Here is a 21,936-nt window from a genome sequence, read left to right as displayed (position 1 = left end):
AGACTATTTCTAATCTACATATAAATCGGCTCATTAACTTTCATAACTCTTGCCTTTATCCAATTGTATTTGTTTTTTTTCTTCTTATTACTTTGCCGCTATTGAAAATAATTGTCATCTCTTTTTCTCCTTTTTTGTTCATTTCTTCCAGTAATTCTACTATAAACAAAAAAAGATTTTTGTTACTTTCAATTTGTTTTATCTGCTCTTTAGTAAGCATTTTATCACCCCTTTATTATACCTTATTTTATCAACATTTGCAACTGTTTTGAGTGATATTTTTACACTCTAATTGCAAAAAATACAATCAAATTTATTATTGTATAAATCAGCATAATACTTAAAAACCAAAATACTAAAAAATACATCACATTGTAAGGTGTATAATTAATTTTAGTTATTCCTCTTAATTTCTTTTTTACATCTTCAACTAAAGCATACAGATAACTAACTAAAAAGAAAACTAAAAATATTGTAACTGCTGCACTTAAAATTCTCATTATTATTTCCATTATTCCTCCTCTGTTATCACAATCGCATTATCAATTGTAACTCTGCGATTGTTTTCGCTTATTAAGTTTAATGATATTCTTCCGCTCTCATCCGAATCTCTTACCCTTATCAGCCCTTTGTATTCCTTTAACAATTTTCCGTCAAGAGTATAAATTTGTACTGTCCTTTTTAGCCCTTTTGTATCGCTTTCATAGTCTTTTTTAGAATCTTCCCATCTTGCACAGCTTCCTAATAATCCTAAAATTACAATTCCTAATAATAATTTTTTCATTTACTCATCCTAACCTTTCTCTAATAAAAACGACTTTCTGCGACTGAACTTGTTTCTATTTTATAATCCCTCTATAATACCCCTCTTTCAATCTTTTCCTAAACAATTTAAAGTGATTCGGATAAACTTCCAGCAGTTCATAAACAAGTTGCGGATTAAGCCATACTCCTTCAATATAATACTTGTTCTTGAAGCTCTCAACTCCGATATCGTGCTTTTCCCTATGATGTTGACTACACAACGATATAAACGGATTATGCAAGCCATCATCATTTTCATAGTTTCCAACACTACTTGCAACCGTTTTCCAGTGATCTAATTCAACTCCTGCATTTCTTCCACATATTGCACAAGTCTTATTTTTCAAGCAAGCAATCACATATCTTTCAGTCATCTTATCTATTTCCAGTATATGCCTGTATCTTTTATCTTGCTTGTTCAAGATATATAAGTTAATATCATTTTCCAATGCCTGCTCTATTAAAAATGCTATAAAATCATTTGCGGTCTCCATATCACATTTGGCAGTAGAAAATTTATTCAAATCTCTGCTTATTGCAAACTGTTCTTTCTGATATTCTTTCATATCCAGCATAGTCCATCCTAATTCATCAGCAAATTGCTTTATTAACACATGTATCAGTCCGTTCTGTGCCTTAGACAATTTTTTTACAGGAATAACTTTGATTGGAAAATTATTAAGACGCTCTTCCAGCTGTTGCTTAAGTCCTGGATAAACTTTTTCTACGGCTAATGTTATTGTTATCTCGCTGTTTTTAATTTCCGTGTAAGCCATTTTTTTCTTGCCTTTCTTTTCTTAATAAATTTAATGCTCTTAAATAAATTAGCGTTCAACTTCATAAAGTTGAAATCGCTATCGTTTATTTTGATTCCACTTAATAATCTGATTTTTACTTTTTCAAATACATTATCTTGTTCACCCATTATGGCATCACTTCCGTTTTTTTATAACCAAGTTCCTTTAATAATTTAGATATAAAATTTATCCCTTTTTGATATACAACAGTTTTATAATTTACTTTCACATCGCCATTTGGAGTATTCCATTTGCTTTCAACTACTCGAAAATATCCGCGGTCAACATATGTTTGAAACGGCACATTGTCCTTTTGAAGTATTCCCTGATTTCGTAAAATATTAAACAACGTGTTTCTTCCAATATTTTTAAAATTCAACACTTTTGCCACTGTTGCAATTTCTGCTGTCGTATCACTGCCAGTCACATCATTGTAAAAATCAACTTTAGACTGCTGCTCCTCAACTTTTTTCTCTAATTCTTTTCTTTTTACCATTTCTTCTTTTAGTTTCATAAAAGCCTGGATTGCTAAATCAGGATTATTTAATAATTCTTCTGTTGCGTACATTCCTGTTTTTCTTATTGCTGGTAAAATCTTGTTTGCAACTTTTAACTGAAAATTTCTTGCGATTTCATTTTTACCTTTCATTGCTAATAAATAAAAGAGATTTTCAGGTATAAAATCATTTTCGCCACTTGTGGCGAAACCAAAATCTTTCAAATATTTCTCCACTCTGTTCCATCTTATGTATTCAATTCCGTTTTTTATATCAACAAACCCTAGCCCTCTTGCCACGTCCTCTAAATTCAAAAATATTATTCCATTTTCTCCAATAAATCCTCTTACTTTCTCTATTGTTATCAATTCATTCATTAATATCCCTCGTTCTCTCATTCATATTTTTAAGCCATTTTTCGTGATGAACTTGTAAAAATTCCTTTTCAGTTGCTCCTACGTATTCGGCTACAATTAACATTGCTGCTATTATTTTGTTTTCTCTTTCTTGAGAAAATTTTGATAAAAATATTAAAGCAATCTCTAAGTTCTCTATACACCTTTTATAAAATTTAACATTTTCGCCTCCGGACTTTCTAAACAATCCTTGATTAATAAAACTCAAGTAAAAATGAAGGCAATCTGACAACTCTTCCAAAACTTTCCTTTTGTTTATTTTTTCTGTGTTATTTTTCCAATAATTCCATTCACTTTTGAGTTCTTGAGTTAGTTCTCCTAATTCGGCAATAAAAGCGACAAACGTTCTTATTTGTGTTCTTTCCCTTAAGGTTTTCTTTTCGTCAAATTTTTTATCCAACATCGCTTGTCTTTTTAGTAGTTCATCCATATCAAACTTTTTCAATGCTTCCATCTATTTCAACTCCTCAATAAAAATCTGTATTTCATCTCTTAACATTCCAATTTCTTTTATCCCTCGTAAATCATAGATTTGACAGTCATCTTTAAAAATTATTCCTTTCATACTGTCAATTAATAGCTTAAATCCGTTATCAACATCTATTTTTTTGCGATTTTCTTTATACTGAAAAATTATTTTTACTTTCAAATCTTTTTCCAACAACTTATCTTCTGTGTACTGTTCCTTTAAAAATTCGGAACAATACTCTTTAAATTTTCTTCCACTGTCACTTAATATCATTTTGTTTCTAGCAATTTTATAGGCAGAGTTCCAACTCAAAGCCTTTAGCGGTATCTTGAACTTATACATTTTCTACTCCTTTTTGCTGTTTGATACTAATTTTCTTTCAGAAATATTTTTTAGTGCCTCCTCGACAATATCGTACACATCTTTATCTTCAACATCATTCTTTTCAATAATTTCTTCCATTTCTCTTCTGAACTCTGTAAATGTTATGCTGTATTTTTCAATATATTCTTTAAAATTGTAATCCGATACTACCGATACATTCCAAAAAGTTCTCAGGTTTTCCTTAGTTTCTCTTTTTATCGTAATTGTATCTCCGTGTTCAGAAACAATAATCTGAATAAATTTTTCTGTTATTTTTTGTTCCTTTATTATTCCTGTTGTGATATTTCTATCACTTAACATTGATTGTTTTACTATTTTAAATATTTTTTCATTTATCATTTTTTATTTCCTCCTGATTTTATAATTTCATAAACACAAGCCAATGTGTTTTAGCCCTTTTATTTCCAAAAAGCGGCTTATATTTTATTGTGGCCAAAACATCTTTTAATTTGATTTGTTCTTCATTCCATTTGAAAATTAATGTTCCGTTTTGCTTTAATACCCTCATACATTCATCGAATCCTTGTTCTATGTCGTTTTTCCAAGTTTCAGAATTTAATTTTCCATATTTCTTGGCTATCCACGAGTTTTCTCCTGCTCTTACCAAATGTGGTGGATCAAATACAACTAGATAAAAACTTTCATCTGGAAATGGTATTTGTTTAAAGTCGGCCACAATGTCAGGACTTACTTTTAACCTTCTTCCGTCACACAGTGTGTCCTCAAATTCCCTGTTATCCATAAAAACTGTATTTTCATTTTCTCTATCAAACCAGAACATTCTTGATCCGCAGCATACATCAATTATTTTCTTTTCTATTTTTCTTCTCCCTTCATTTTAACTTTCAATATTTTCTCAATCTGTCTAACTCTCTTGTTGTTCTCCTCTATCTGAACACCATTTTGTTTTATTTCTTCTGTTATTTCCATCATTTTCCTGTTTAGTATCGCGTTTACTTCTCTTAAGCTGTCATTTTCAACGCTTAGCCTGTCCTTTTCTCTTTTTAGATTTTGCATCTATCCTCCTATAATATTCTAATCTGTTCCGCTATAATCCCTTGTTTTCTTCTGTGTTTCTTGAAAAACAAGTTTCTAAATATCGCTTCCAAAACTGTTACCACTATGCTGTTTCCTGCCTGTTTATATAATTGTGCATCCGAAATTTCCACAGACTTTGCGGCATAATAGTCCATATCTCTGAATCCCATTAATCGCCAACATTCAAGTGGGGTTAGTTTTCTTATTCTGTAATCATTGTTCTGTAAAATTTTAATACCTTCTCCCTTGTTCGTTGTAAGAGTTGGGCTTAAATCAGTATTATACACGTTTCCGTTCATACCTTTTCCACTTGGATTTATATTCACGATAAAGTTATTTTCCTGCCATGAACTCTTTGTTAAGGCTGGAACTATATTTTCTTTTATTCCGCCTTTATTGAATCCGTGTCCTTTTTGTATTATGAAATTGTCGGTTGACCTTTGCCCTGCTCTTGTTGTTATGGCAAACGCAGTATTACATTCTTCAAGTTTTCTAGGATTAAATCTTTCGCCCCTTGTAAATCCATTTCTATTTTTCATGTCAGAAAAGCATTTCAGATATTTCTCAGATAAATAATACTTGTCATCTACCTTTTCCTCTAGCAAGTCTTTCATTTTAGATTTCAGTTCAACTGGCTTTGGAAATTTATAGTGCATATTCTCAAGACTGCTTACCACGAATACTCTTTCCCTATTCTGTGGTATCCCATAATCTTTGGCGTTTAACACTTCCCAGTTTGAGTAATATCCCAAACTGTTTAGAAAGTTTAGCCAATGCTCAAAATCTTTGATGAACTTCTTTCCAACGAGATTTTTGACATTTTCTAGCAAAAGATACTTGGGTAATGTTCCGGTCTCTTTTGCTTCCAGAAGCAATCTTTCAACTTCCAAAAGTAACCCGCTTCTTGTATCTTTATTTATTCCTTTTTGATGTCCAGCAATGCTTAAATCCTGACAGGGAAATGAATATGTAAGCAGGTCGCAATAAGGCAACTTCTCAATCTTGGAAATGTCTCCGAAGTTATGGACTTCTCCGTGTATGGCTTCATAGCTTTTAATTGCGAACTTATCTATCTCAGAAATTCCTATAACTTCATAATCGATTCCGATGTTCCGTAAAGCCATCGCCTGACTTCCGACTCCTGCAAAAAGTTCTATGACTTTGATTTTTTGCATTTATCCTCCTATCAGCATTTTATTTTTTATTTCTGACAAATCGACTTTATTTTCAATTTTTGCTGTAATATTTTTATATTCAAGCCTTATGAAATTCATATTTTCTGTATTGCCAATTTTGGCTTCTTTGTAACCTATCATTCTAGGTTTTATTTGTCCGAATAATCGGCTTGTACCTCTGTAATAATCAGAAGTTTCATAAGGATGTTCACAGAATCCTTTGTATATGTCGTCAAACTCCCATTTTAGAAAATTGTCAAATTCATCGTCTTTCATTGTGCATAGTCTGTTCCAGCCAGCATAATCAATTACTGCATGTACTCCCTTATCCTCAAAACATACCATACCTTTACTTCCGTTTTTATATATTGCTGCTTTCAGTAATTTCTTTGCATAAAATACTTGCTGTTCCAAATCTGAGTCTTTAGCGTATTTTAAAATTACTGTGACTTTTGGCAAAAAATCGCCTTCACATTCTTTGACTATTCTGCCTATTGCACGGTTAAATCGTTCTATACTAAGTTCGGATAATCCCATAAAATAAATATTTACAAGCCCCTCTGTTACTCGTGTATTGGGGTAATAGTCAAGCAGCATTCCAAATCCTTCGTTAAATTCCTCCATTGTCATTTCTGCTACCTCCAAAATATTTTCTAAGTCCTTCCGCCGTTACTTTTGGTCTTTCGCTTTGAACACCAGCTCTGAATTTATTATTAGTGTTAGCGTTATTTTTTATTTCTGTATTTATTTTGTCGTCGTAATTTCCCTCAAGCACTTTTAGTAAATTAGCTTTTTTAATAAGCCAGTCAAATGTTACTTGCCATTTATTTTTATTGTCCCCCTGCATAAATTTAGAAATATGAATTTTATCTATTGCTTGCAATAGCTCTTCCACCGAATATTCTTTAAATAAATTCTTGATAGCTTTCTTTCGTTTATCGTCTATTTTTAATTGTTTCCCTGATAAGTCATATTCCTGAGCAATTTTTATCCATTTGTTTTTTATATCTTCACATGCTTGTGAAAATTCATTTTTCACATGTATATATTCTTTAGTACTTACTTCTTTAGTATTTAATTTATTAGTATTTAATTCTTTAGTACTTAATTGTCCTTGATTTTCTACCGCTTGACTTTCTAGGGGTAGATTTTCTACACCTTGATTTTCTACCTTTTGTTTTTCTACCGGTTGCTTTTCTGTTTCTTGTTCTTTTTGTCTTTTACCTTCTACGAGAGGTTTTTCAAAAATTTCATAAACGTATTCTATTTTTTTATTTCCACGTTCTTTATTCGGAAATATTTTAGATATTTTTAAATACCCAAATTTTTTTAACTCTTTTAGCCCTGTCTTTATAGCAGTTTCGTTTTCTGCACATATTGAGGCTAATCCTGATATTGAATAATCCCAATTCCCTGGTAGACTTAACATTAAAGTCAAAAGTCCTTTTGCCTTCAAGCTCATTTCTTTTTCTCTTAAATGATAATTTGATATTACTGTATAATCACTTGTTTTATTTACTCTAAAAGTTGCCATTTCTTCCCTCTCCCTACATATTGTATTTTTAACATCTTTATGCTATAATAATTACAATATGTAGTATTTCATAAATTTCTTTTCAAGCACTCTTCGGAGTGCTTTTTTTGTTATAAAACACCTTTTGAATCGTATATTTTTTCAAGTGCTTCTTTAAATTGCTTAAGCATAACTTCCTTAAATTTTATTTTAAACTCAAAATTTCTGTTCCTATTTCCATTCAACTTCTTGAATTCGTTTCTAATCAATTTGATAATTATATCAAATTCATCTTCAGTTATATCTTCAATAACTTCTAAAACCTTTAAAGCGATCTTGTTTATTTTTTCCAAGTTTTCTTTTGGGCTGTATTGAAATATTTTAGCTTCAGGCTTTTTGGGTTTCGGACTCGTTGGTCTCGAATTTGTGCCTTGTTCCATTGTTTTAGCTCCTTATTTTTCCTTTTTTGATTTCGTGTTATAATATTAACAAAAACAAAGGAGAACTACTATGAACTCTATTGATTTGAAAATATTAAAATATATTTCTGAAAAGAAAAAAGTTAGGCATAACGATTTATTAAAACGATTCAATTATCATTCAAGAGATGTTTTAGATATAAGGATCAATAATATTTTTGAATATGTTTCAAATTATTACGACAATAACATTAATGATGATATTATTGAAATTAATCCTAACGGCATTGCCTTTCTTGAAGATTTTAAAATTGAACGTAAAAATAAATTTATTACTGAACTTAAAATCTTTTCACTTAAAATATTAACTTCTATTTTTGTTCCAATAATAACAAGTGTTTTAACAACGATTGTTGTATGGTATCTAATAAACCATTGGAAATGGTTCGCTTTGATTTTTAAAGCTACTAATTAAAATATCTAGCCAAAATATACAGTGTTATTATTGATGTTGCTACTGATAAAATTATTTGTAGCAATATTTTTTTCCAATTCATTTATCTTGTCTCCTTATTTTATTTTTACCCCCTTTTGAGTTATAATAATATCGCCAAATAAAATTAAATACACAAGAAAGGAGGTGTTATTATGTCAAAATTTTTAAGAGGTATTCAGCTCGGAAACACTATTTTCCAATGGCTCACTAGAAAATAAAAACATTAATTCCACCCCCAGCATTTCTTTTACAAAAGTTATTTCTTGTAAATCTAATGTTGGGGTTGTTTCTAAGACTTTGTTTCGTAAATTGCAAACCAAATTATGAAGTTCGGTTATTCTTTTTTCTTTCTCGTTCATCTCACACCTCCTTCCTTTTCTTTTGGATTGTTAATTCGTAGCCTAAATCGTTTAGTATTTCCTCTGTTTTTTTTAAATTAGCTCCTTTTTGCTCGAAAATATTTTTTGAAAACGTTTTTGCTACTGACACATACGGTCTATTTGTTGTTTCACAAAATTTTTTTAAATTTTTATATTTTTCTTTAATTAGATTATCAATTTTCAAATAAATCTGTTTTGATGTCATTCTTACACCTCCTTTTTACACTTTTAGGTTTAAAAAATGCTTAAAAAATTTTTTTCAATAATATTTTAAACTATTTTGTTTAAAAAGTCAATAAAAAAATATATACTCAACAATCTTAGGTTTTTAGTATATATTTTCAAAAACTTTATTTCTTTTTAAAGAATAAATATATCAAATAAAATGGTAATATTGCTATAAAAAATCCTATAATAAATAACCAAATAATAATATTCACAACCAAATTTAACTCCCCTGAATTATTTGTATTAGAAACAGAAGTTCCTTTTTTAGTTTTTATTTTTTTACTTTTAAACAAACCTTTTACACCAATAGTTGTTTTGTTATAGACTTTATTATAAATTGCTTTTTTAGGATTTTTTAATAACCCAGTACCTTTTTTACCATACCCTGGTATAAGAACTTTTTTTAATTTTCTTTTAGCTTTTCCTGTGGTCATTGCTTTAAAACTTTTCTTTAGCGATGGTTTTCTCAATCCTATTTTCATATTCTCCCCCTAGATGAGTTCGCAAGTGCAAAAAATTTCTTTGTTAATATTTTCAATAGATGGTGCTTTTTCTTTGTGAACTGGACAAATATTCCATACTTTTATCTCAAGGTTAGCTCGTTTTAATCCTTCCAAGCATATTTGATTTGCAATTTTTGTCTTCAAAAAAGCAATAAAAATTTCAAATATCTGTTTTTCTATATTTTTTTTAAAATTGAAATATTTTTTATTATAAAAATCATAATCCAATTCCAATTTTTCATTTGGAAATTTCTCAAGAAAAAGTTTATATGAACCACGAGGATTGCAATGCCTTAATTTAAAACAAAAATTTTTAAATCTTTCGATAAAATTATCATCATTATTTAGGTATTCTTTTAAATTCATGTTATCTAAAATTTCTTTTGTTTTTATTTTCCGTTCCTCTGATTCCTTTATTGTCGGTATTGAATTTTCGAACATTTCACTTTTATTCCTTTCATAATACTATTTTTGCCAAATAACTTTGAACTTCAAAAATAGATTCCGATTTTCCAAATTCAAATTCGGCAATTAAATTTGAAGATCCGTATATTTTTAATTCAGAGTCCATATCAAAACTTCCTGCTGTTTCGATTGAAAATCTACTAATTGCTCTATACGGAATACTTAAATATTCTTTCTTTTTGCCTGTTACTCCTTGAATATCAACTTTTATCACTCTTTTATCTGTAAATACAATCAGATCTCTTAATCCCCTATATGAACGCTTAATTTCTTCGCCTTCCAGCAAAATTTTTTCAAGTACTTTTTCGGCTTCATCATTTTCAATTGTCGTTCCTCTGCTAGAAAATTTATCGCTTACAGCTTGAACTTTTCCGGCTACATTTTGTGCAGTATCTACTGCGTTTTTTACTTTGTCAAATAATCCCATTTTTTCACTCTCCTAGAAATAATTTAAAATTTTATATTTGTCATTTTTCTTTGAATTAATTCCGAAACAATTCCGACGCAATAAACTTCTTCATCTTCTCTGACTTCCATTTCCGGATAAACGTCTTCGTTAAATGAATAAAGATACATTTTTCCAGATTTGAAAATTACTTTTTTTGCAAATCTTTTATTGTCAATATTTACAATAGCCACTTGTCTATTAAGACTTTTCCAACCCTCTAAAGATGTAGGACACAAATTTGGATTCACAATTACCTTATCTCCATCAAAAAGTATTGGCTCCATGCTATCTCCGTGTATTTCCAAAATAAAAGAACCGTTAGGCATTTTAAAATCACTTGGAAGTATAAATTCTTCTTCTGTAAAATGTTCCATATCAATTTCTCCACTTCCTGCTGATGCAACTCCATATACATTAAATTTAAAAATTTTAGGTTTTTCGTATGTATTTGAAACATTAATTTGCTCTGGTAAAATTGAAGATAAATAACTTTTTTCTAATTCTTTTTTGTATCGAGGAAATTTCTCAATTAACATTTTATACATTTTCTTACTTACTTTTTTTCTTCCTTTTTCAATCTCTGAAATAAATGTGTGAGAAAAACCTATTTTTTTTGCCATTTCTTCGTAAGTAAAATTTTCGTTTCTTCTAATATGTGCTATTAACTCGTTAATTTTCATATTGCTCCACACCTTTTTTTATATAATTATACACTACTTTTGAAAAAAAATCAAAAAAAAGGTTGACATTTTAAACTAAATAGTTTATAATATTGTTGTAAAAAATTTTTTTAAATATATTTTAAACCAAAAAGTTTAACAAACAAAACCACTTAATAAGGAGTTGAATAAAATGAGTTTTAGCGAAGGATTAAAATATGCAGAAGGAGCAGAAAGAGCAAGAGATTTGGCTTGGGCTAGAAAATGCGAACAAGAAGACCAAGCAATAGCCGAATATAAAGAATCGTGTGAATTTCTTGAAAACGAATTCAAGGAATTTAAAGCAAAATATGAAAATCAATTGCGATATATTTCGTTAGAAGATTTTCACAACTATCTGATTCATAGATACGAGTCAGAAAACTATGATTTTGAAACATTTGAAAGCATCGTTCTTAACTATATCGAGGACGCAAAGGCTTGGGAAGACTGGGAAAAGAAAAATCCCAATTATACAGATGAGCAAGAGGAAGAACTTGACAAGGAATGCGATATGATACGTGATGAAATGGTGGCTATTTTGTATAAAAATAAATTAATTTAGGAGGAATAACAATGAATTTTGAATCAGTAACATTAGTAAACAACAACAACGAGAAAGTGAAAAAAGAAAGAGAAGCTAAGAAATTAAAGAACAAAATCAAAAAATTATTCAAAAAATAACATTAAGGAGATGATTGGAATGAAAACAGTAACAGATGAAATTATGGAAATGATGAACGACAAAGATTTGTTAAGAAGAATACAAAATACTCTTGATAAATCGAAACAACATATCGAATTTTACAGCAACGGTTACGGTGTTTCAATCGTTCCTGATGTTAATAACTCTACTTTGTATCAGGTAGCGGTGCTAGTTGGTACAGAGGAAGAGTATGATATTTGCTTTGATACTCCGATAACAGATGATGTTATTGAGGGGTTGACAATATTGCAAGCTCACGAAATAGCGAAACAAATTTCAGAGCTTGAGGCAAACTTTACTGGAACGTTGAATTGATGTTTTACCAAGCCTATAACAATTGCTGTTGTGGGTTTGGATAAGATATTAATCTTAGGACAATAAAAATATAGATGGGAGAGATTTTTTATGAAAAATAAAATAACAATTGAAAGAAGAAAAAAATCTGGAGCTTTAGTTCCAAAACTAAACGGAGAAATTTTGGAAGGAGTAAAAAATATAAAGATTTATTACTCCTATGGTGAAACTAAAGAAGAAACAAAAGAAATTGTTGAATTAATTTTTGAAAATTCTGAAATAGAAATTATTGACATAGACTAATTTCTTTATCTATAAGTTTTGAAATTAATTTTTCAGATATTTCAATTAAAGTATTAATAGAAGTAGAGCCAACGTTATTAGAAATTTCTTTAATTTTATTCCAATTTTTATCATTTCTGATATTGGAAACGAAATTATGACCAGCAACAGTTAAGTCTGAAATTTCAAGAGTTACAGTTATAAAATTTTTTTCAATAACTATTAACTCTGCTTCTTTCAAAAAAAGTGTATGATATTCTATTTCTCTGTTTGAATAAGATAGAAATTCTTCAGGTTTTTGATATTTTTCTTTTTCTTCTTCAAATTGTTTAAGAGTGTTCTTATCTTTTAATAATTTAAAAAAGTTTACATCATCATCATCATTTTTTAAAATTTTAAAAGATCCTAATTCAGCTTTTAAAAGAATATCACGTATTAAATCAGGATTTAATTGCATAATTATACCCCCTTTCATAAATAAATTTTCTCTATCAGAGAATTAAAACAAGTGTAACATTAAAGAGTATATTTTTCAATAAAAACAATAAAAAGTGTTAATTTAATCGTGCTATCTATTAACCTCTGTATACCGTACACACAGTACACTGCTTGAGGTATGCAGAAAAGAAACTGGCGACTTTAATAGCCAAACTCCTTTCTCAATATTAATTTTTATATATTTCTTTACAGATAGATAGCACAATTAAGTTAATACAATTTCTTAATCAGTATCAAAAAGCATTTCCGAGTAACAAAAGAGCTTATCTAAAAGCATTTAAAAGCAGGTCAAACATTACTGGTTAAGGTATGGGAATAGGAGGAATATGAACAACAAAAAGAAATATGTAAAAAAAATAAGATGCGAATTATACAACGATAACTTTCAGAACTACAAAAAGTATCACATACCTAAAAAGGCACAGCTTGTAATTGCAGATATCCCATATAATTTGGGAAATAATGCTTTTGCAAGCAGTCCAGAATGGTATGTTGACGGAGATAATAAAAAAGGCGAGAGCAAGAAAGCAAACTCAAGTTTTTTCAAGACTGATGTGAATTTTAACCTTGCTGAATATATGCACTTCTGCTCAAAACTGCTGATCAAGGAGCCGAAAGAAAAAGGCAAAGCTCCAGCAATGATAATATTTTGTGCATTTCAGCAAATTGAAACATTAGTGAAATATGCTAAAAAGCACGGATTTAATAATTATTATCCACTAGTTTTCATAAAACATAGCAGCTCGCAAGTGTTAGAAGCTAATATGAAAATAGTTGGAGCGACAGAATACGCATTGGTATTTTATAGAGATAAATTACCAAAATTCAATAACAATGGCAAAATGATCAAGAACTGGTTTGAATGGAAGCCTGATTCAAAATCGGAATATCCGAAAGTGCATCCGACACAAAAGCCAGTAAACTTATTAAAAACATTAATAAGAATATTTACAGATCCTGGAGACACTGTAATTGACCCAGTCGCTGGAAGCGGAAGCACATTAAGAGCGGCAAAAGAACTAAACAGAAATAGTTATGGATTTGAAGTGGAAAAAGAGTTTTACAAGAAAGTGACCGCTGAAATGCTAAAGGAAGATGAAGTAAAACAATTAAATTTATTTTAGGAGAGTGATTAAATTGAGTATAAGAGAACAACTAGAAAAAGAAATGGATCAAGAAGAAATTAAGGAACTGGAGGAAGAAAATGCTAACAACAAAGAGTGCAATAAAATCGATAATTCTAATTGTAGCAACCACTCTAATGCAGATTGAAGTAATTAGAGTTAAAGGGCATTGGATAGCAGGAGGCAATGTGGCATTTCCATTTTTGGTGGCTATACTGCTGTGGTATCTGCCTAGTAGATTTAAAGATTTTAAGGGTCTTGTAAAAGGGGAGAATTTTTTTAAAGGAGAAAAACTATGTGGATAAAAATTAAAGATATTTTACTTAATTTGTCAAATTTTCATACTATAGGAAAAAGGGAATTTGAAATAAAATTTTCGTATTCTCAAGAAGTCTTTATTCTTCGTTTTGATACACAGGATGAATGTAATAGAGAATTTGAGAGAATCGAAAAATTATTGCTGGAGGGAAAATAATGTTTACAGATGACTATATAAAACAACAGAACGCAAGCCTTAACTTTTTTAAGAATGCTGCTAAGAATTTACAGGAACTCAACAAAGAATTGAAACAAGACAATGATAAATGGGAGGAAAAGGATAATGAATATTTACGAAAAATTACAAAAGGCTAGAGTCGAATTACAAAGTTTAGGATTAAAAATGGGAGGGCATAATAAATTTGCCGACTTTAAATATTTTGAACTAAAAGACTTTTTGCCAAAAGTGAATGAAATATTTGAAAACTTAAAACTTTTTTCAAAATTTGATTTGCTAGAAAACGAAGGTGTATTAACTGTAATTAATACAGAGAAAACGGACGAAACAATCACTTTTGTAACTCCAAAGGCTGAAATAGTTTTAAAAGGACAGAATGGATTACAAATGATAGGAAGTACACACACTTATTTAAAACGTTACTGTTATCTAAACGCTTTAGAAATAGTGGAAGACGATATGATTAACGCAACAATTGACAAAGATAAGCAACAAAATAAACCTAAAGAATATTTGACAGAAGAGGAGAAAATCCAAAAAGCGGTTAAATATATAAACGAACATTTAAAAGGAAATGAAAAAGAAATAGACAAATATTTACTCGCTAATTCGACAGACAATTTAAGCAAAGTTCCAATTAAAGATTTAGAAAAATTATGTAACTATATAAAAAACAATAAGCAAAAGAAAGGAGCGTAGATTATGAATGTAGCAATATTAATGGGAAGATTAACACGAGATCCTGAACTAAAATATACGTCAAACGGAAAGGCATACGCAACTTTTACATTAGCTGTGCAGAAAACAAAAGATGAAGCCGAATTTATCGACTGTATAGCCTGGGAAAAGACGGCTGAGAATATAGCAGAATATTTTGGGAAAGGCAACAGAATATTAATACAAGGACGTTTAAGCGTAAACAGTTATGAGCAGAACGGAGAAAAGAGGAAATTTATAAGAGTTTTGGCAAACACTTTTGAATTTATTGACAGCAAAAACAGTGGTAACAGTCAAAATAATAGCAGAAATCATTATGATTCTGATGAAGATGAAGGGTTTCCTTTTTGATAGCAATTACAAAAATAAATAAAAAATTATAAATTATAAAAATAGAGATAGGAGAAAATAAAATGAGTAAAGAATTAAATTTATATCCGCTGAGTGCAGCAGGAAAAAATATTGAAAGAGCATTTTTAGAAGACGAAATTGACGAGCAGACATTAAAAGATACAAGGGAGATGTTGGTAACGGAAATCGAGGACGAAGGAGAGGCAATTGTTCAAATTTATAATAAATTTATAAATTATCTAGGACAAGGAACAGGAGAAAACAAGATTGTTGGAGCAATTGACAAGGAAATTGAAAGGCTGAAAAACTTAAAACAATTTTATATAAAAGGTTTTGAAAGATTTTCAAAAAATGTCGTCGACGTAATGCGAAGCTGTGGAATCGAATCAGGGCAATCAAATGGGGTTCAGACAGAAAGTGGGAGAATAATTTTTTTAAGAAAAAGTAATCGTGAAATAAAACCGAATCCAGAAGAAGTACCTAGTGAATTTCAAATATATAAATTTAAGCCATTCCAGCTTAGTTTTGAGGAATACTCACAACTTCCTAATAGCTTGAAAGAAAAATTACAAATAAGTGAAGTGAGCATTGATAAAAAGCCTTTTCAAGAAGTATTTGGGGATTTTGAAAAAGAAGAAAATTATAGTTTAAAAATAAAATAAGGGAGAATAAATATGATAGAAAAAAAGATTTATCCAAACTGGGCATATACTGAAAATCAGTACGAAAAAAGAGATATGAATAAAAGCATTTACAAGGATTTGACAGAAAAATACAAAATTAATAAATACGCTTCTGAAAATATAGAAGAATACGATATAGCATTTGAATTTAATGGCTTTGGTTATGCTAACAAGTCATTTAAAATTTTGTCAAACAAGGCTGGATTAAGTTCAGATGAACTGGCTCTTATAGCCGATGACGGGAATTTATGTTTTGGATATAAAAGAACTGGAGATATAATAAAAATTTATATTGATTAAGACAAAATAGGAGGATTAAAATGAGAGAAATAAAATTTAGAGCCTGGCTCAAAGAAGATAAGAAAATGGAAAATGTCAAAACGATGGATTTTACAGATAAAACTATACGATGTTTAAAAAAGAGTGAAATCATTAATGCGTATCTTTTAAGAAGAGTGAGCTTTGATGATGTTGAATTAATGCAGTATACAGGACTTAAAGATAAAAATGGTAAGAAAATTTATGAGGGAGATATTCTTTTTTTTAGAGATGAAAACATGAAATATATTTACGTTAATAGAGAAGAAATAAAAGACGAAAGTTTTAGCAGTCCAACTTTTGAGGAAACTGCTAAACATGTTTTGAAAAATTGCGTTATAACAAATTATTTTGATATGGTGGAAATGGAGGAATAATGAAAAAATGGTTTTATGAATACAATGATGTTATGAGGATTATGAACGTCAAAGAGGGTAAGGCTTATGAAATTATAAGGAAATTAAACGAAGAGTTAAGGGAAAAAGGATTTTTGACACAACGAGGAAGAGTAAACATTAAATACTTTAATGAACGTTACAATATAGGATAGTGATTTTTATGCCAGCATATAAAGATGAAAAAAGCAAAAAATGGTATGTTTCTTTTTATGTAAAAGAAAATGGAACTTCTAAAAAAGTTAAAAAAATGGGATTTAATAAAAAGCAGGAAGCAATGGAATACGAAAGAAATTACATAAATTCTTTTGTATCTGATACGGAAATAACATTTGAAAATTTATACAAATCTTATATGGACGATCAAAAAAATAGATTAAAACCAAGTACATTAGAAAGCAAAACATATATTTTTGATAAAAAGATATTGTCATTTTTTCAAAAATATAAAATCAAAGAAATAACGCCCTTACTGGTTAGAAAATGGCAAAACGAACTAATAAAAGGAAATCATGCTCAAACATATCTAAGAGCTATTCACGAACAACTTGTTGCTATATTAAATTATGCAGTTAAGTTTTACAATTTAAACAAAAATCCTTGTTCAGCAGCTGGAAGAATTGGAAAAAAGAACGCTGGAGAAATGAATATATGGACGTTAGAGGAATTTAAGCAATTTATAGAAGCAATCAAGCATAAAAAAGAAGCTGTAGTTGGATTCAATATATTGTTTTATACGGGTATGAGAGTAGGCGAAATGTTAGCATTAACAATATCAGATATAGATTTTGAAAAACATAAAATAAGGATAAATAAAACTTTTCAGAGAATAAAAAGAACTGATGTTATATCAACTCCAAAAACCCCTAAGTCTAAAAGAACTATTGATTGTCCTAAATTTGTTATAGATATTATACAAAATTATATCAAAGTATTATATAAACCTACTCCAAAAACTAGATTATTTGAGGGATTTACAAAACATAAATTTCAAAACGATATAAAGGTATACTCTCGGAAAGCCAACTTGAAAAAAATTAGAGTTCACGATTTAAGACATTCTCATGCAACTTTTTTATTATCGAAAGGTGTTAATATAGTATCGCTTTCAAGAAGACTAGGACACGAAAGAGTATCAACCACTTTAGATATATATTCACACGTTCTAAAAGAAGATGATGATTTGATAAGAGACATACTAAATAGCTTATATGAACAGTACTAAAAAGGTACTGTTTTTTTATGAAAATGTTTAAAAATTTAAAGTTTTTACTTTTTTTAATAAAATGAAAACAAACAAAAACAAGTATTTAAACTATAAATAAAATTTAAACGATACATCATCCATAAGAATGATGGCTTTATCCAGGTCATTCTTGTAAGGCTGAATTTACTTCCAAACTTTCCTAATTTTAAAGCCTCGTCTGCTATTTCATTGTTATATGCCTGATAAACTCTTATTGTCTTGTCATCGAATACTGCATAAATATTTCTTTCCTCTTCTTTTTTCATAATCAATCCTTTCATTCGACGTCTTTATTTGTAAAGTCACATCTGTTTAATTGCTCCATTGCATGTTTTCTTATCATTTCTTCATCACTTTGTAATAATAATTCCAATTTTTCTTTCGCCTTAGGAGTGTTTATGTCTCCCAAAGCAAAGCAGCATTTTCTGACCAGTGCAAAATTATCATCCCAACGGTATTTTTCAAAATTTGAAATTGCTAATTCATATATGCAGTCTATTGTTCTTGGTAATCTCATTTCTTGAAAATAACTTGCAAAATCCTCATGTTCGTTATGCCAATTTTCTTTTGATAATTTGCATAAAATATCTATCCATTCTTCAGTATGTAAATTAAATTCCCATATTGCTGAACACACATAGTAAAGCTTATCTTCATCTTTTTCATCATAAGCCTTTTCTAGCCCTTTTTTAATAATTTTTACTTTTTCTTTATCGTTAATATTGAATTTATTTTTTATCTCATTTTTATTTTTACTTTTCATTAATTCAATCACTATATTTAAAAGTTCATTATTTTTTGCTTCCATTTTATTTATTCTCCTTTATAAATTCATACTTTTTCAAATTCTGATTAAATATTTCTAATCCTTTCCCTCCTTCTTGTCCTAATTGTATATTTATTTGTCTTTTTTCTTCTTTAAAACGCACAAATTTATATCCCCAGCCAGAACTTTTTTCAGGCATTGGCATATTAGGATATTTATCTTTAACAACATTATCTTGAGTGCAATTTCTCTTTCCTAATTAAGATAATTTATACATTTCAAATGTATCTTCAACATGTTCTCGTATAATATCTTTGTCACTTTTAGCCAACAATTTAAGTTTTTCTTTTGCCTCTTCCGTCCCTATTGCTCCCAATGCATAACAACATTTTTCAACTAATTGACAGTATTCATCATGACGATATTTTTCAAAATCTGAAATTGCTAATTCATAAAGACATTCTAGCGTAGACGGTAACTTCATTTCCATAAAATAAATAGCAATATCCTCATGTCTCCAATGCCATTCTTCTTTTGAAATCTTACATAAGATATTTATGAATTCCTCAGAATACAAATCAAATGTAAATATTAACCAAAATAAAATATCTAATTTTGTTTTATCTTTAAATAAATAGGCTTTTTCTAATTCTTCTTTTATAAATTTTATATCATCAATAAAATATTTTTTTTTCAATTTATTTATTGATATTTTTTTATCTAAATATTTTTCTAGCAAATTTTTAGCTTCATTGAAATCATTTATTTTTTCCATGATGAATATCTCCTTGTTTAACATTTATCTGTTTAATCCGTTGATTAAATATCTCTAAACCACTACCTTTACCTAAATTTATAGTTATTTGACTTTTTTCCTCTTTAAATTGAACACGCCCCATTTTCTCCCATCCAGGAAAAGTTTGTTTCATATTTGGGTACAAATCGTCTATAATTGAAGCTGAATTATTTTTCACTCCAATTTGCTCTAAAACTCTTAAAGTTCCTGGTTTTGTTTTTATCTCTACAGTCATTCCACCATGTTTTTCTTGATATCCAGAAGAATATGAAAAATTCTGAGTAATACTTGTTTCTTTTTTAGGAGGAATATCTCCTGTTTCCATTAATCTATTATAATGTTTTTCAGAAATTGAACGATAAAAAACATCATAATTTCTGCTATAATCTTATAAGTTGGAACAGAAACTAATCCTTGACCTTTGTTTCCAGTTTCAGTATACGGAATATTATATTTAGTATCAAAATTCCATTCATTATTTCTACCTAATGTATAATTACCTTCAGAATTTTTCACTGCTGTTTTTGGAATTTCTGATTTGAAATTCCAATTCGATTTTGATGAATTTAATGTATAAGTTTTTTCTGAAGGCTCGATTACAGTATTTCATTAAAATTTCCTGCTTTATTCATTTTAAACTGTTTTAATACCAAGCCATTGAACGCCCTGCTGAGCAATATATCCGTTGGCAGCTTTACTGCTAAATTTTCAGTCTTTTGACGTCGGTTAACTGCTTCTGGTGTAACATACTGTAACTCTCCATCAGTTTATGAAATGATTTAATATCACTTGGCATCATTGACTGAAGTCTACCATCTTCAAATACAACTGCGACACCTTTTTTTATTTTGTCAGCACCATCAATATAGTAAAATGATTTACCATTTACATTTCTTACATTCTTATTTTTCTTAGCTTCTTTAATTACTCTTTCTGCTTATTCAGTAAAGTTCTTAAATCCTTCCAGTGAGTTTTCAAATGTTCCCTTAGAAACACCTAATCTTTTTTCTAAAGGAAAAGAGATTATTACATTATCTTTTCCAATCTTCCAATAATCCGAGTCTTTCCTTGTATTCTTCAAGTTCTATCTGTAAACTTCCTTCTATATAGATCCTATCTCCTTTTTTTAAATCCATATCTTTTTCCATATCCAAAATTATGTCTCTGTCTACAATGGAATTTTTTGCATAATAAGTAAATTCATTTATGACTTCTGTTATTTCTACTACTGCATCTATTCCAGAATATTCATTTTTTTGTACGTACATTAATTCTTCATTTGTTCTTTCAAATTCTGTTATCCAAGATATAAACAGATTTCCTTCTATTATGTCTCCTACCTTTCTTTTCATACTTATATTGTTCATCATAAAAACATCTTCTGAAAATTCCATGAAATATATACCAAATTCTTTTCCATCATCTATTTTTTTTACCCTTAACCACCTTTCATCAAAATCCGCTTCTATTTTCTTTATTATAAATTTTTCCATTTTTATACTCCCATCTTTCAATTTATTTTGCTGGAACTTTAAAAGGCATCATAGATTGTATTTTCCCATCATACATTATTACTTTTACACCTTTTTTGAGTTCTTAATAACTTTAAAATCGTCTATTTTTAATTCTCCTTCTACATAAATCATATCACCTTTATTATAGCTTATCCTACTTTCAAAATCTATTAATATTTTTCTGTCAGAAATATCTGATTTTACATATATAGAATATTCATCTATTACTCTATATACTTCTACTATCGCTTCAATATAAGATGAATTTTTTATAGGTTGTTCATATGATATTTTATTAGATTTATTAACCAATGATTTAAAAGAAAAAGAACGTGAGCTTTGTTCATTTTTTTTATTGTTTATTTTTATGCTTTCACATACAAAAACAATTAACAATCTTCCTTCTAATATATCTCCTTTTTTTATATCTTTCATATTTTCAAAGGTTTCTACATAATCTTCCATATCTGATAAAAAATACATCTTTAATTTTTTATTATCTGATGTATCTTTTACTAATACAAATCTTTCAATTCCGTCGACTTTAAGAATTTTTTCTACTAAATATTTTTTCATAACAATGTACTCCTCAAAATATTTTCTTTTACAATTTTATTTCAGTTTATGAAATGATTTAATGTCACTTGGCATCATTTCCAATATCATGCTAATTGAAAATATATCTAGATATTTTAAATCTTTTTCAAACATACTTATTGTTTTATCTAAAAGATAATTATCTTCTAAAGTTTTAGTTAATATATATAGAATATCCCAGTATTTATCATATTTTAAGTTTATATTCTTCACTTTACTTATTGTTGATAGTATTTTCTCTACTTTTTCTTTTAACCATTTTCTTTCTTCTTTTTTTGAAATATTAAATTTCATATATTGTTCAAGATATTGTTCTCTTTGCATATAAAAATAACTCCCATTATAATGTAAAAATATTTTTTTGCTTTTTTATAGGTTTCTATATTCATAAATTACTTCACCACTTTCTAATAATTTCTACCT

The 21,936-nt window shown here is 28.7% G+C and carries 45 protein-coding genes and 1 pseudogene; 15 read left to right on the top strand and 31 right to left on the bottom strand.

All coding sequences use genetic code 11. From position 1 onward, the window contains the following. Positions 1–55: 55 nt before the first annotated feature. The 15 genes from BQ5344_RS12180 to BQ5344_RS06995 form a co-directional block, all read right to left on the bottom strand. Positions 56–220 carry a hypothetical protein gene (locus BQ5344_RS12180; protein WP_158663007.1) on the bottom strand — a complete coding sequence of 55 codons (165 nt, stop codon included), beginning with the start codon at positions 218–220 and terminating at the stop codon, positions 56–58. A gap of 61 nt (positions 221–281) precedes the next feature. Next, positions 282–512, bottom strand: coding sequence for a hypothetical protein (locus BQ5344_RS07060; RefSeq protein ID WP_071124731.1), 231 nt, complete (start codon positions 510–512; stop codon positions 282–284). After that, positions 512–784, bottom strand: a complete 273-nt coding sequence (locus BQ5344_RS07055; protein ID WP_071124730.1) for a hypothetical protein — start codon at positions 782–784, stop codon at positions 512–514. Before BQ5344_RS07055 ends, BQ5344_RS07060 begins: the two co-directional genes overlap by 1 nt. A gap of 55 nt (positions 785–839) precedes the next feature. Continuing rightward, on the bottom strand, positions 840–1,580 hold the full coding sequence (locus BQ5344_RS07050) for a putative HNHc nuclease (RefSeq protein WP_071124729.1): 741 nt from the start codon (positions 1,578–1,580) through the stop codon (positions 840–842). Further along, positions 1,547–1,729, bottom strand: coding sequence for a hypothetical protein (locus tag BQ5344_RS07045; RefSeq protein ID WP_071124728.1), 183 nt, complete (start codon positions 1,727–1,729; stop codon positions 1,547–1,549). The genes BQ5344_RS07050 and BQ5344_RS07045 overlap by 34 nt, the downstream gene beginning before the upstream one ends. Then, on the bottom strand, positions 1,729–2,475 hold the full coding sequence (locus BQ5344_RS07040; protein WP_071124727.1) for a phage antirepressor KilAC domain-containing protein: 747 nt from the start codon (positions 2,473–2,475) through the stop codon (positions 1,729–1,731). Before BQ5344_RS07040 ends, BQ5344_RS07045 begins: the two co-directional genes overlap by 1 nt. Beyond that, a complete protein-coding gene (locus tag BQ5344_RS07035; RefSeq protein ID WP_071124726.1) occupies positions 2,468–2,968 on the bottom strand; it encodes a dUTPase in 501 nt (166 codons plus the stop codon). The genes BQ5344_RS07040 and BQ5344_RS07035 overlap by 8 nt, the downstream gene beginning before the upstream one ends. Then, entirely contained in the window at positions 2,969–3,325 is a 357-nt protein-coding gene (locus tag BQ5344_RS07030; protein ID WP_071124725.1) for a RusA family crossover junction endodeoxyribonuclease, read from the bottom strand. 3 nt (positions 3,326–3,328) lie between these two features. Beyond that, positions 3,329–3,706: a hypothetical protein gene (locus tag BQ5344_RS07025; protein ID WP_071124724.1), complete on the bottom strand. Its 378-nt coding sequence runs from the start codon at positions 3,704–3,706 to the stop codon at positions 3,329–3,331. Positions 3,707–3,725: 19 nt separating this feature from the next. Then, on the bottom strand, positions 3,726–4,148 hold the full coding sequence (locus BQ5344_RS07020) for a class I SAM-dependent methyltransferase (RefSeq protein WP_071124723.1): 423 nt from the start codon (positions 4,146–4,148) through the stop codon (positions 3,726–3,728). A gap of 35 nt (positions 4,149–4,183) precedes the next feature. Then, entirely contained in the window at positions 4,184–4,384 is a 201-nt protein-coding gene (locus BQ5344_RS07015; RefSeq protein ID WP_071124722.1) for a hypothetical protein, read from the bottom strand. 8 nt (positions 4,385–4,392) lie between these two features. Beyond that, positions 4,393–5,580, bottom strand: a complete 1,188-nt coding sequence (gene dcm, locus BQ5344_RS07010; protein WP_071124721.1) for a DNA (cytosine-5-)-methyltransferase — start codon at positions 5,578–5,580, stop codon at positions 4,393–4,395. Continuing rightward, positions 5,581–6,210, bottom strand: coding sequence for a hypothetical protein (locus BQ5344_RS07005; protein WP_071124720.1), 630 nt, complete (start codon positions 6,208–6,210; stop codon positions 5,581–5,583). Beyond that, positions 6,191–7,114 (bottom strand): helix-turn-helix domain-containing protein, encoded by a 924-nt coding sequence (locus BQ5344_RS07000; RefSeq protein ID WP_071124719.1) that lies wholly within the window; start codon positions 7,112–7,114, stop codon positions 6,191–6,193. Before BQ5344_RS07000 ends, BQ5344_RS07005 begins: the two co-directional genes overlap by 20 nt. A gap of 110 nt (positions 7,115–7,224) precedes the next feature. Next, positions 7,225–7,533, bottom strand: coding sequence for a hypothetical protein (locus BQ5344_RS06995; protein WP_071124718.1), 309 nt, complete (start codon positions 7,531–7,533; stop codon positions 7,225–7,227). 70 nt (positions 7,534–7,603) lie between these two features. On the opposite strand from BQ5344_RS06995, the gene BQ5344_RS06990 reads away from it, so the two are divergent. Continuing rightward, positions 7,604–7,987, top strand: a complete 384-nt coding sequence (locus BQ5344_RS06990) for a hypothetical protein (RefSeq protein ID WP_071124717.1) — start codon at positions 7,604–7,606, stop codon at positions 7,985–7,987. 185 nt (positions 7,988–8,172) lie between these two features. On the opposite strand, the gene BQ5344_RS06985 is transcribed toward BQ5344_RS06990, so the two are convergent. The 6 genes from BQ5344_RS06985 to BQ5344_RS06960 all read right to left on the bottom strand — a co-directional run bounded on the left by BQ5344_RS06985 (position 8,173) and on the right by BQ5344_RS06960 (position 10,712). Beyond that, positions 8,173–8,367 carry a hypothetical protein gene (locus tag BQ5344_RS06985; RefSeq protein WP_071124716.1) on the bottom strand — a complete coding sequence of 65 codons (195 nt, stop codon included), beginning with the start codon at positions 8,365–8,367 and terminating at the stop codon, positions 8,173–8,175. 1 nt (position 8,368) lies between these two features. After that, positions 8,369–8,593 carry a hypothetical protein gene (locus BQ5344_RS06980; protein WP_071124715.1) on the bottom strand — a complete coding sequence of 75 codons (225 nt, stop codon included), beginning with the start codon at positions 8,591–8,593 and terminating at the stop codon, positions 8,369–8,371. A 145-nt stretch (positions 8,594–8,738) separates the two neighbouring features. Then, positions 8,739–9,098 carry a hypothetical protein gene (locus BQ5344_RS12340; RefSeq protein ID WP_071124714.1) on the bottom strand — a complete coding sequence of 120 codons (360 nt, stop codon included), beginning with the start codon at positions 9,096–9,098 and terminating at the stop codon, positions 8,739–8,741. Positions 9,099–9,107: 9 nt separating this feature from the next. Then, positions 9,108–9,560 carry a hypothetical protein gene (locus BQ5344_RS06970; RefSeq protein WP_071124713.1) on the bottom strand — a complete coding sequence of 151 codons (453 nt, stop codon included), beginning with the start codon at positions 9,558–9,560 and terminating at the stop codon, positions 9,108–9,110. Positions 9,561–9,576: 16 nt separating this feature from the next. After that, entirely contained in the window at positions 9,577–10,011 is a 435-nt protein-coding gene (locus tag BQ5344_RS06965) for a PH domain-containing protein (protein WP_083378222.1), read from the bottom strand. 23 nt (positions 10,012–10,034) lie between these two features. Then, positions 10,035–10,712, bottom strand: coding sequence for a helix-turn-helix domain-containing protein (locus BQ5344_RS06960; protein WP_071124712.1), 678 nt, complete (start codon positions 10,710–10,712; stop codon positions 10,035–10,037). A 172-nt stretch (positions 10,713–10,884) separates the two neighbouring features. Between BQ5344_RS06960 and BQ5344_RS06955 the strand changes: the two genes are divergently transcribed. The 3 genes from BQ5344_RS06955 (at position 10,885) to BQ5344_RS06945 (ending at position 12,033) form a co-directional block, all read left to right on the top strand. Continuing rightward, positions 10,885–11,295 carry a hypothetical protein gene (locus BQ5344_RS06955; RefSeq protein ID WP_071124711.1) on the top strand — a complete coding sequence of 137 codons (411 nt, stop codon included), beginning with the start codon at positions 10,885–10,887 and terminating at the stop codon, positions 11,293–11,295. A gap of 138 nt (positions 11,296–11,433) precedes the next feature. Further along, complete coding sequence (locus BQ5344_RS06950) at positions 11,434–11,751, top strand: hypothetical protein (RefSeq protein ID WP_071124710.1); 318 nt, start codon at positions 11,434–11,436, stop codon at positions 11,749–11,751. Positions 11,752–11,841: 90 nt separating this feature from the next. After that, a complete protein-coding gene (locus tag BQ5344_RS06945; protein ID WP_071124709.1) occupies positions 11,842–12,033 on the top strand; it encodes a hypothetical protein in 192 nt (63 codons plus the stop codon). Here BQ5344_RS06945 and BQ5344_RS06940 read toward each other — a convergent pair. Further along, positions 12,017–12,469, bottom strand: coding sequence for a DUF2513 domain-containing protein (locus BQ5344_RS06940; RefSeq protein WP_071124708.1), 453 nt, complete (start codon positions 12,467–12,469; stop codon positions 12,017–12,019). The genes BQ5344_RS06945 and BQ5344_RS06940 overlap by 17 nt on opposite strands. A gap of 367 nt (positions 12,470–12,836) precedes the next feature. On the opposite strand from BQ5344_RS06940, the gene BQ5344_RS06935 reads away from it, so the two are divergent. From BQ5344_RS06935 to BQ5344_RS06885, 11 genes are all read left to right on the top strand, one after another. Continuing rightward, positions 12,837–13,634 (top strand): DNA-methyltransferase, encoded by a 798-nt coding sequence (locus BQ5344_RS06935; RefSeq protein ID WP_071124707.1) that lies wholly within the window; start codon positions 12,837–12,839, stop codon positions 13,632–13,634. An 80-nt stretch (positions 13,635–13,714) separates the two neighbouring features. Beyond that, positions 13,715–13,939: a hypothetical protein gene (locus BQ5344_RS12175; protein WP_071124706.1), complete on the top strand. Its 225-nt coding sequence runs from the start codon at positions 13,715–13,717 to the stop codon at positions 13,937–13,939. Continuing rightward, a complete protein-coding gene (locus BQ5344_RS06925; RefSeq protein WP_071124705.1) occupies positions 13,930–14,109 on the top strand; it encodes a hypothetical protein in 180 nt (59 codons plus the stop codon). Before BQ5344_RS12175 ends, BQ5344_RS06925 begins: the two co-directional genes overlap by 10 nt. Beyond that, a complete protein-coding gene (locus BQ5344_RS06920; protein WP_071124704.1) occupies positions 14,109–14,267 on the top strand; it encodes an enterotoxin type A in 159 nt (52 codons plus the stop codon). Before BQ5344_RS06925 ends, BQ5344_RS06920 begins: the two co-directional genes overlap by 1 nt. Next, entirely contained in the window at positions 14,236–14,829 is a 594-nt protein-coding gene (locus BQ5344_RS06915) for an ERF family protein (protein WP_021769722.1), read from the top strand. Before BQ5344_RS06920 ends, BQ5344_RS06915 begins: the two co-directional genes overlap by 32 nt. Positions 14,830–14,832: 3 nt before the next feature. After that, a complete protein-coding gene (locus tag BQ5344_RS06910) occupies positions 14,833–15,198 on the top strand; it encodes a single-stranded DNA-binding protein (protein WP_071124703.1) in 366 nt (121 codons plus the stop codon). A 62-nt stretch (positions 15,199–15,260) separates the two neighbouring features. Beyond that, positions 15,261–15,860, top strand: a complete 600-nt coding sequence (locus tag BQ5344_RS06905) for a hypothetical protein (protein ID WP_071124702.1) — start codon at positions 15,261–15,263, stop codon at positions 15,858–15,860. Positions 15,861–15,872: 12 nt separating this feature from the next. After that, positions 15,873–16,181, top strand: a complete 309-nt coding sequence (locus tag BQ5344_RS06900; RefSeq protein WP_071124701.1) for a hypothetical protein — start codon at positions 15,873–15,875, stop codon at positions 16,179–16,181. A gap of 20 nt (positions 16,182–16,201) precedes the next feature. Beyond that, on the top strand, positions 16,202–16,576 hold the full coding sequence (locus BQ5344_RS06895; RefSeq protein WP_071124700.1) for a YopX family protein: 375 nt from the start codon (positions 16,202–16,204) through the stop codon (positions 16,574–16,576). Further along, positions 16,576–16,749 (top strand): transcriptional regulator, encoded by a 174-nt coding sequence (locus BQ5344_RS06890; RefSeq protein WP_071124699.1) that lies wholly within the window; start codon positions 16,576–16,578, stop codon positions 16,747–16,749. The genes BQ5344_RS06895 and BQ5344_RS06890 overlap by 1 nt, the downstream gene beginning before the upstream one ends. Positions 16,750–16,757: 8 nt before the next feature. Then, positions 16,758–17,819: a tyrosine-type recombinase/integrase gene (locus BQ5344_RS06885; RefSeq protein ID WP_071124698.1), complete on the top strand. Its 1,062-nt coding sequence runs from the start codon at positions 16,758–16,760 to the stop codon at positions 17,817–17,819. Positions 17,820–17,926: 107 nt separating this feature from the next. On the opposite strand, the pseudogene BQ5344_RS06880 reads toward BQ5344_RS06885, so the two are convergent. From BQ5344_RS06880 to BQ5344_RS06845, 9 genes and pseudogenes are all read right to left on the bottom strand, one after another. Then, positions 17,927–18,121: pseudogene (locus BQ5344_RS06880) on the bottom strand (DUF4291 family protein); the annotation flags it as partial. After that, a complete protein-coding gene (locus tag BQ5344_RS06875) occupies positions 18,118–18,648 on the bottom strand; it encodes a HEAT repeat domain-containing protein (RefSeq protein ID WP_071124696.1) in 531 nt (176 codons plus the stop codon). The gene BQ5344_RS06875 and the pseudogene BQ5344_RS06880, both read right to left, overlap by 4 nt. A 1-nt stretch (position 18,649) precedes the next feature. Further along, positions 18,650–18,811 carry a hypothetical protein gene (locus BQ5344_RS12170; protein ID WP_158663006.1) on the bottom strand — a complete coding sequence of 54 codons (162 nt, stop codon included), beginning with the start codon at positions 18,809–18,811 and terminating at the stop codon, positions 18,650–18,652. Between the two features lie 54 nt (positions 18,812–18,865). Next, a complete protein-coding gene (locus BQ5344_RS06870; protein ID WP_071124695.1) occupies positions 18,866–19,381 on the bottom strand; it encodes a hypothetical protein in 516 nt (171 codons plus the stop codon). Continuing rightward, on the bottom strand, positions 19,365–19,727 hold the full coding sequence (locus BQ5344_RS06865; RefSeq protein WP_071124694.1) for a hypothetical protein: 363 nt from the start codon (positions 19,725–19,727) through the stop codon (positions 19,365–19,367). The genes BQ5344_RS06870 and BQ5344_RS06865 overlap by 17 nt, the downstream gene beginning before the upstream one ends. Beyond that, complete coding sequence (locus BQ5344_RS06860; protein WP_071124693.1) at positions 19,727–19,918, bottom strand: hypothetical protein; 192 nt, start codon at positions 19,916–19,918, stop codon at positions 19,727–19,729. Before BQ5344_RS06860 ends, BQ5344_RS06865 begins: the two co-directional genes overlap by 1 nt. A 515-nt stretch (positions 19,919–20,433) precedes the next feature. Then, entirely contained in the window at positions 20,434–20,895 is a 462-nt protein-coding gene (locus BQ5344_RS06855; RefSeq protein ID WP_071124692.1) for a hypothetical protein, read from the bottom strand. An 84-nt stretch (positions 20,896–20,979) separates the two neighbouring features. After that, positions 20,980–21,492, bottom strand: coding sequence for a hypothetical protein (locus BQ5344_RS06850; RefSeq protein ID WP_071124691.1), 513 nt, complete (start codon positions 21,490–21,492; stop codon positions 20,980–20,982). 36 nt (positions 21,493–21,528) lie between these two features. Then, positions 21,529–21,837: a hypothetical protein gene (locus BQ5344_RS06845; RefSeq protein WP_071124690.1), complete on the bottom strand. Its 309-nt coding sequence runs from the start codon at positions 21,835–21,837 to the stop codon at positions 21,529–21,531. Between the last annotated feature and the right edge of the window lie 99 nt (positions 21,838–21,936).

The organism is Leptotrichia massiliensis (genome assembly GCF_900104625.1).
Taxonomy (GTDB): Bacteria; Fusobacteriota; Fusobacteriia; order Fusobacteriales; family Leptotrichiaceae; genus Leptotrichia; species Leptotrichia massiliensis.
Note: the sequence above shows the minus strand (reverse complement) of the source record. Positions and strands in the feature narration are given on the sequence as shown.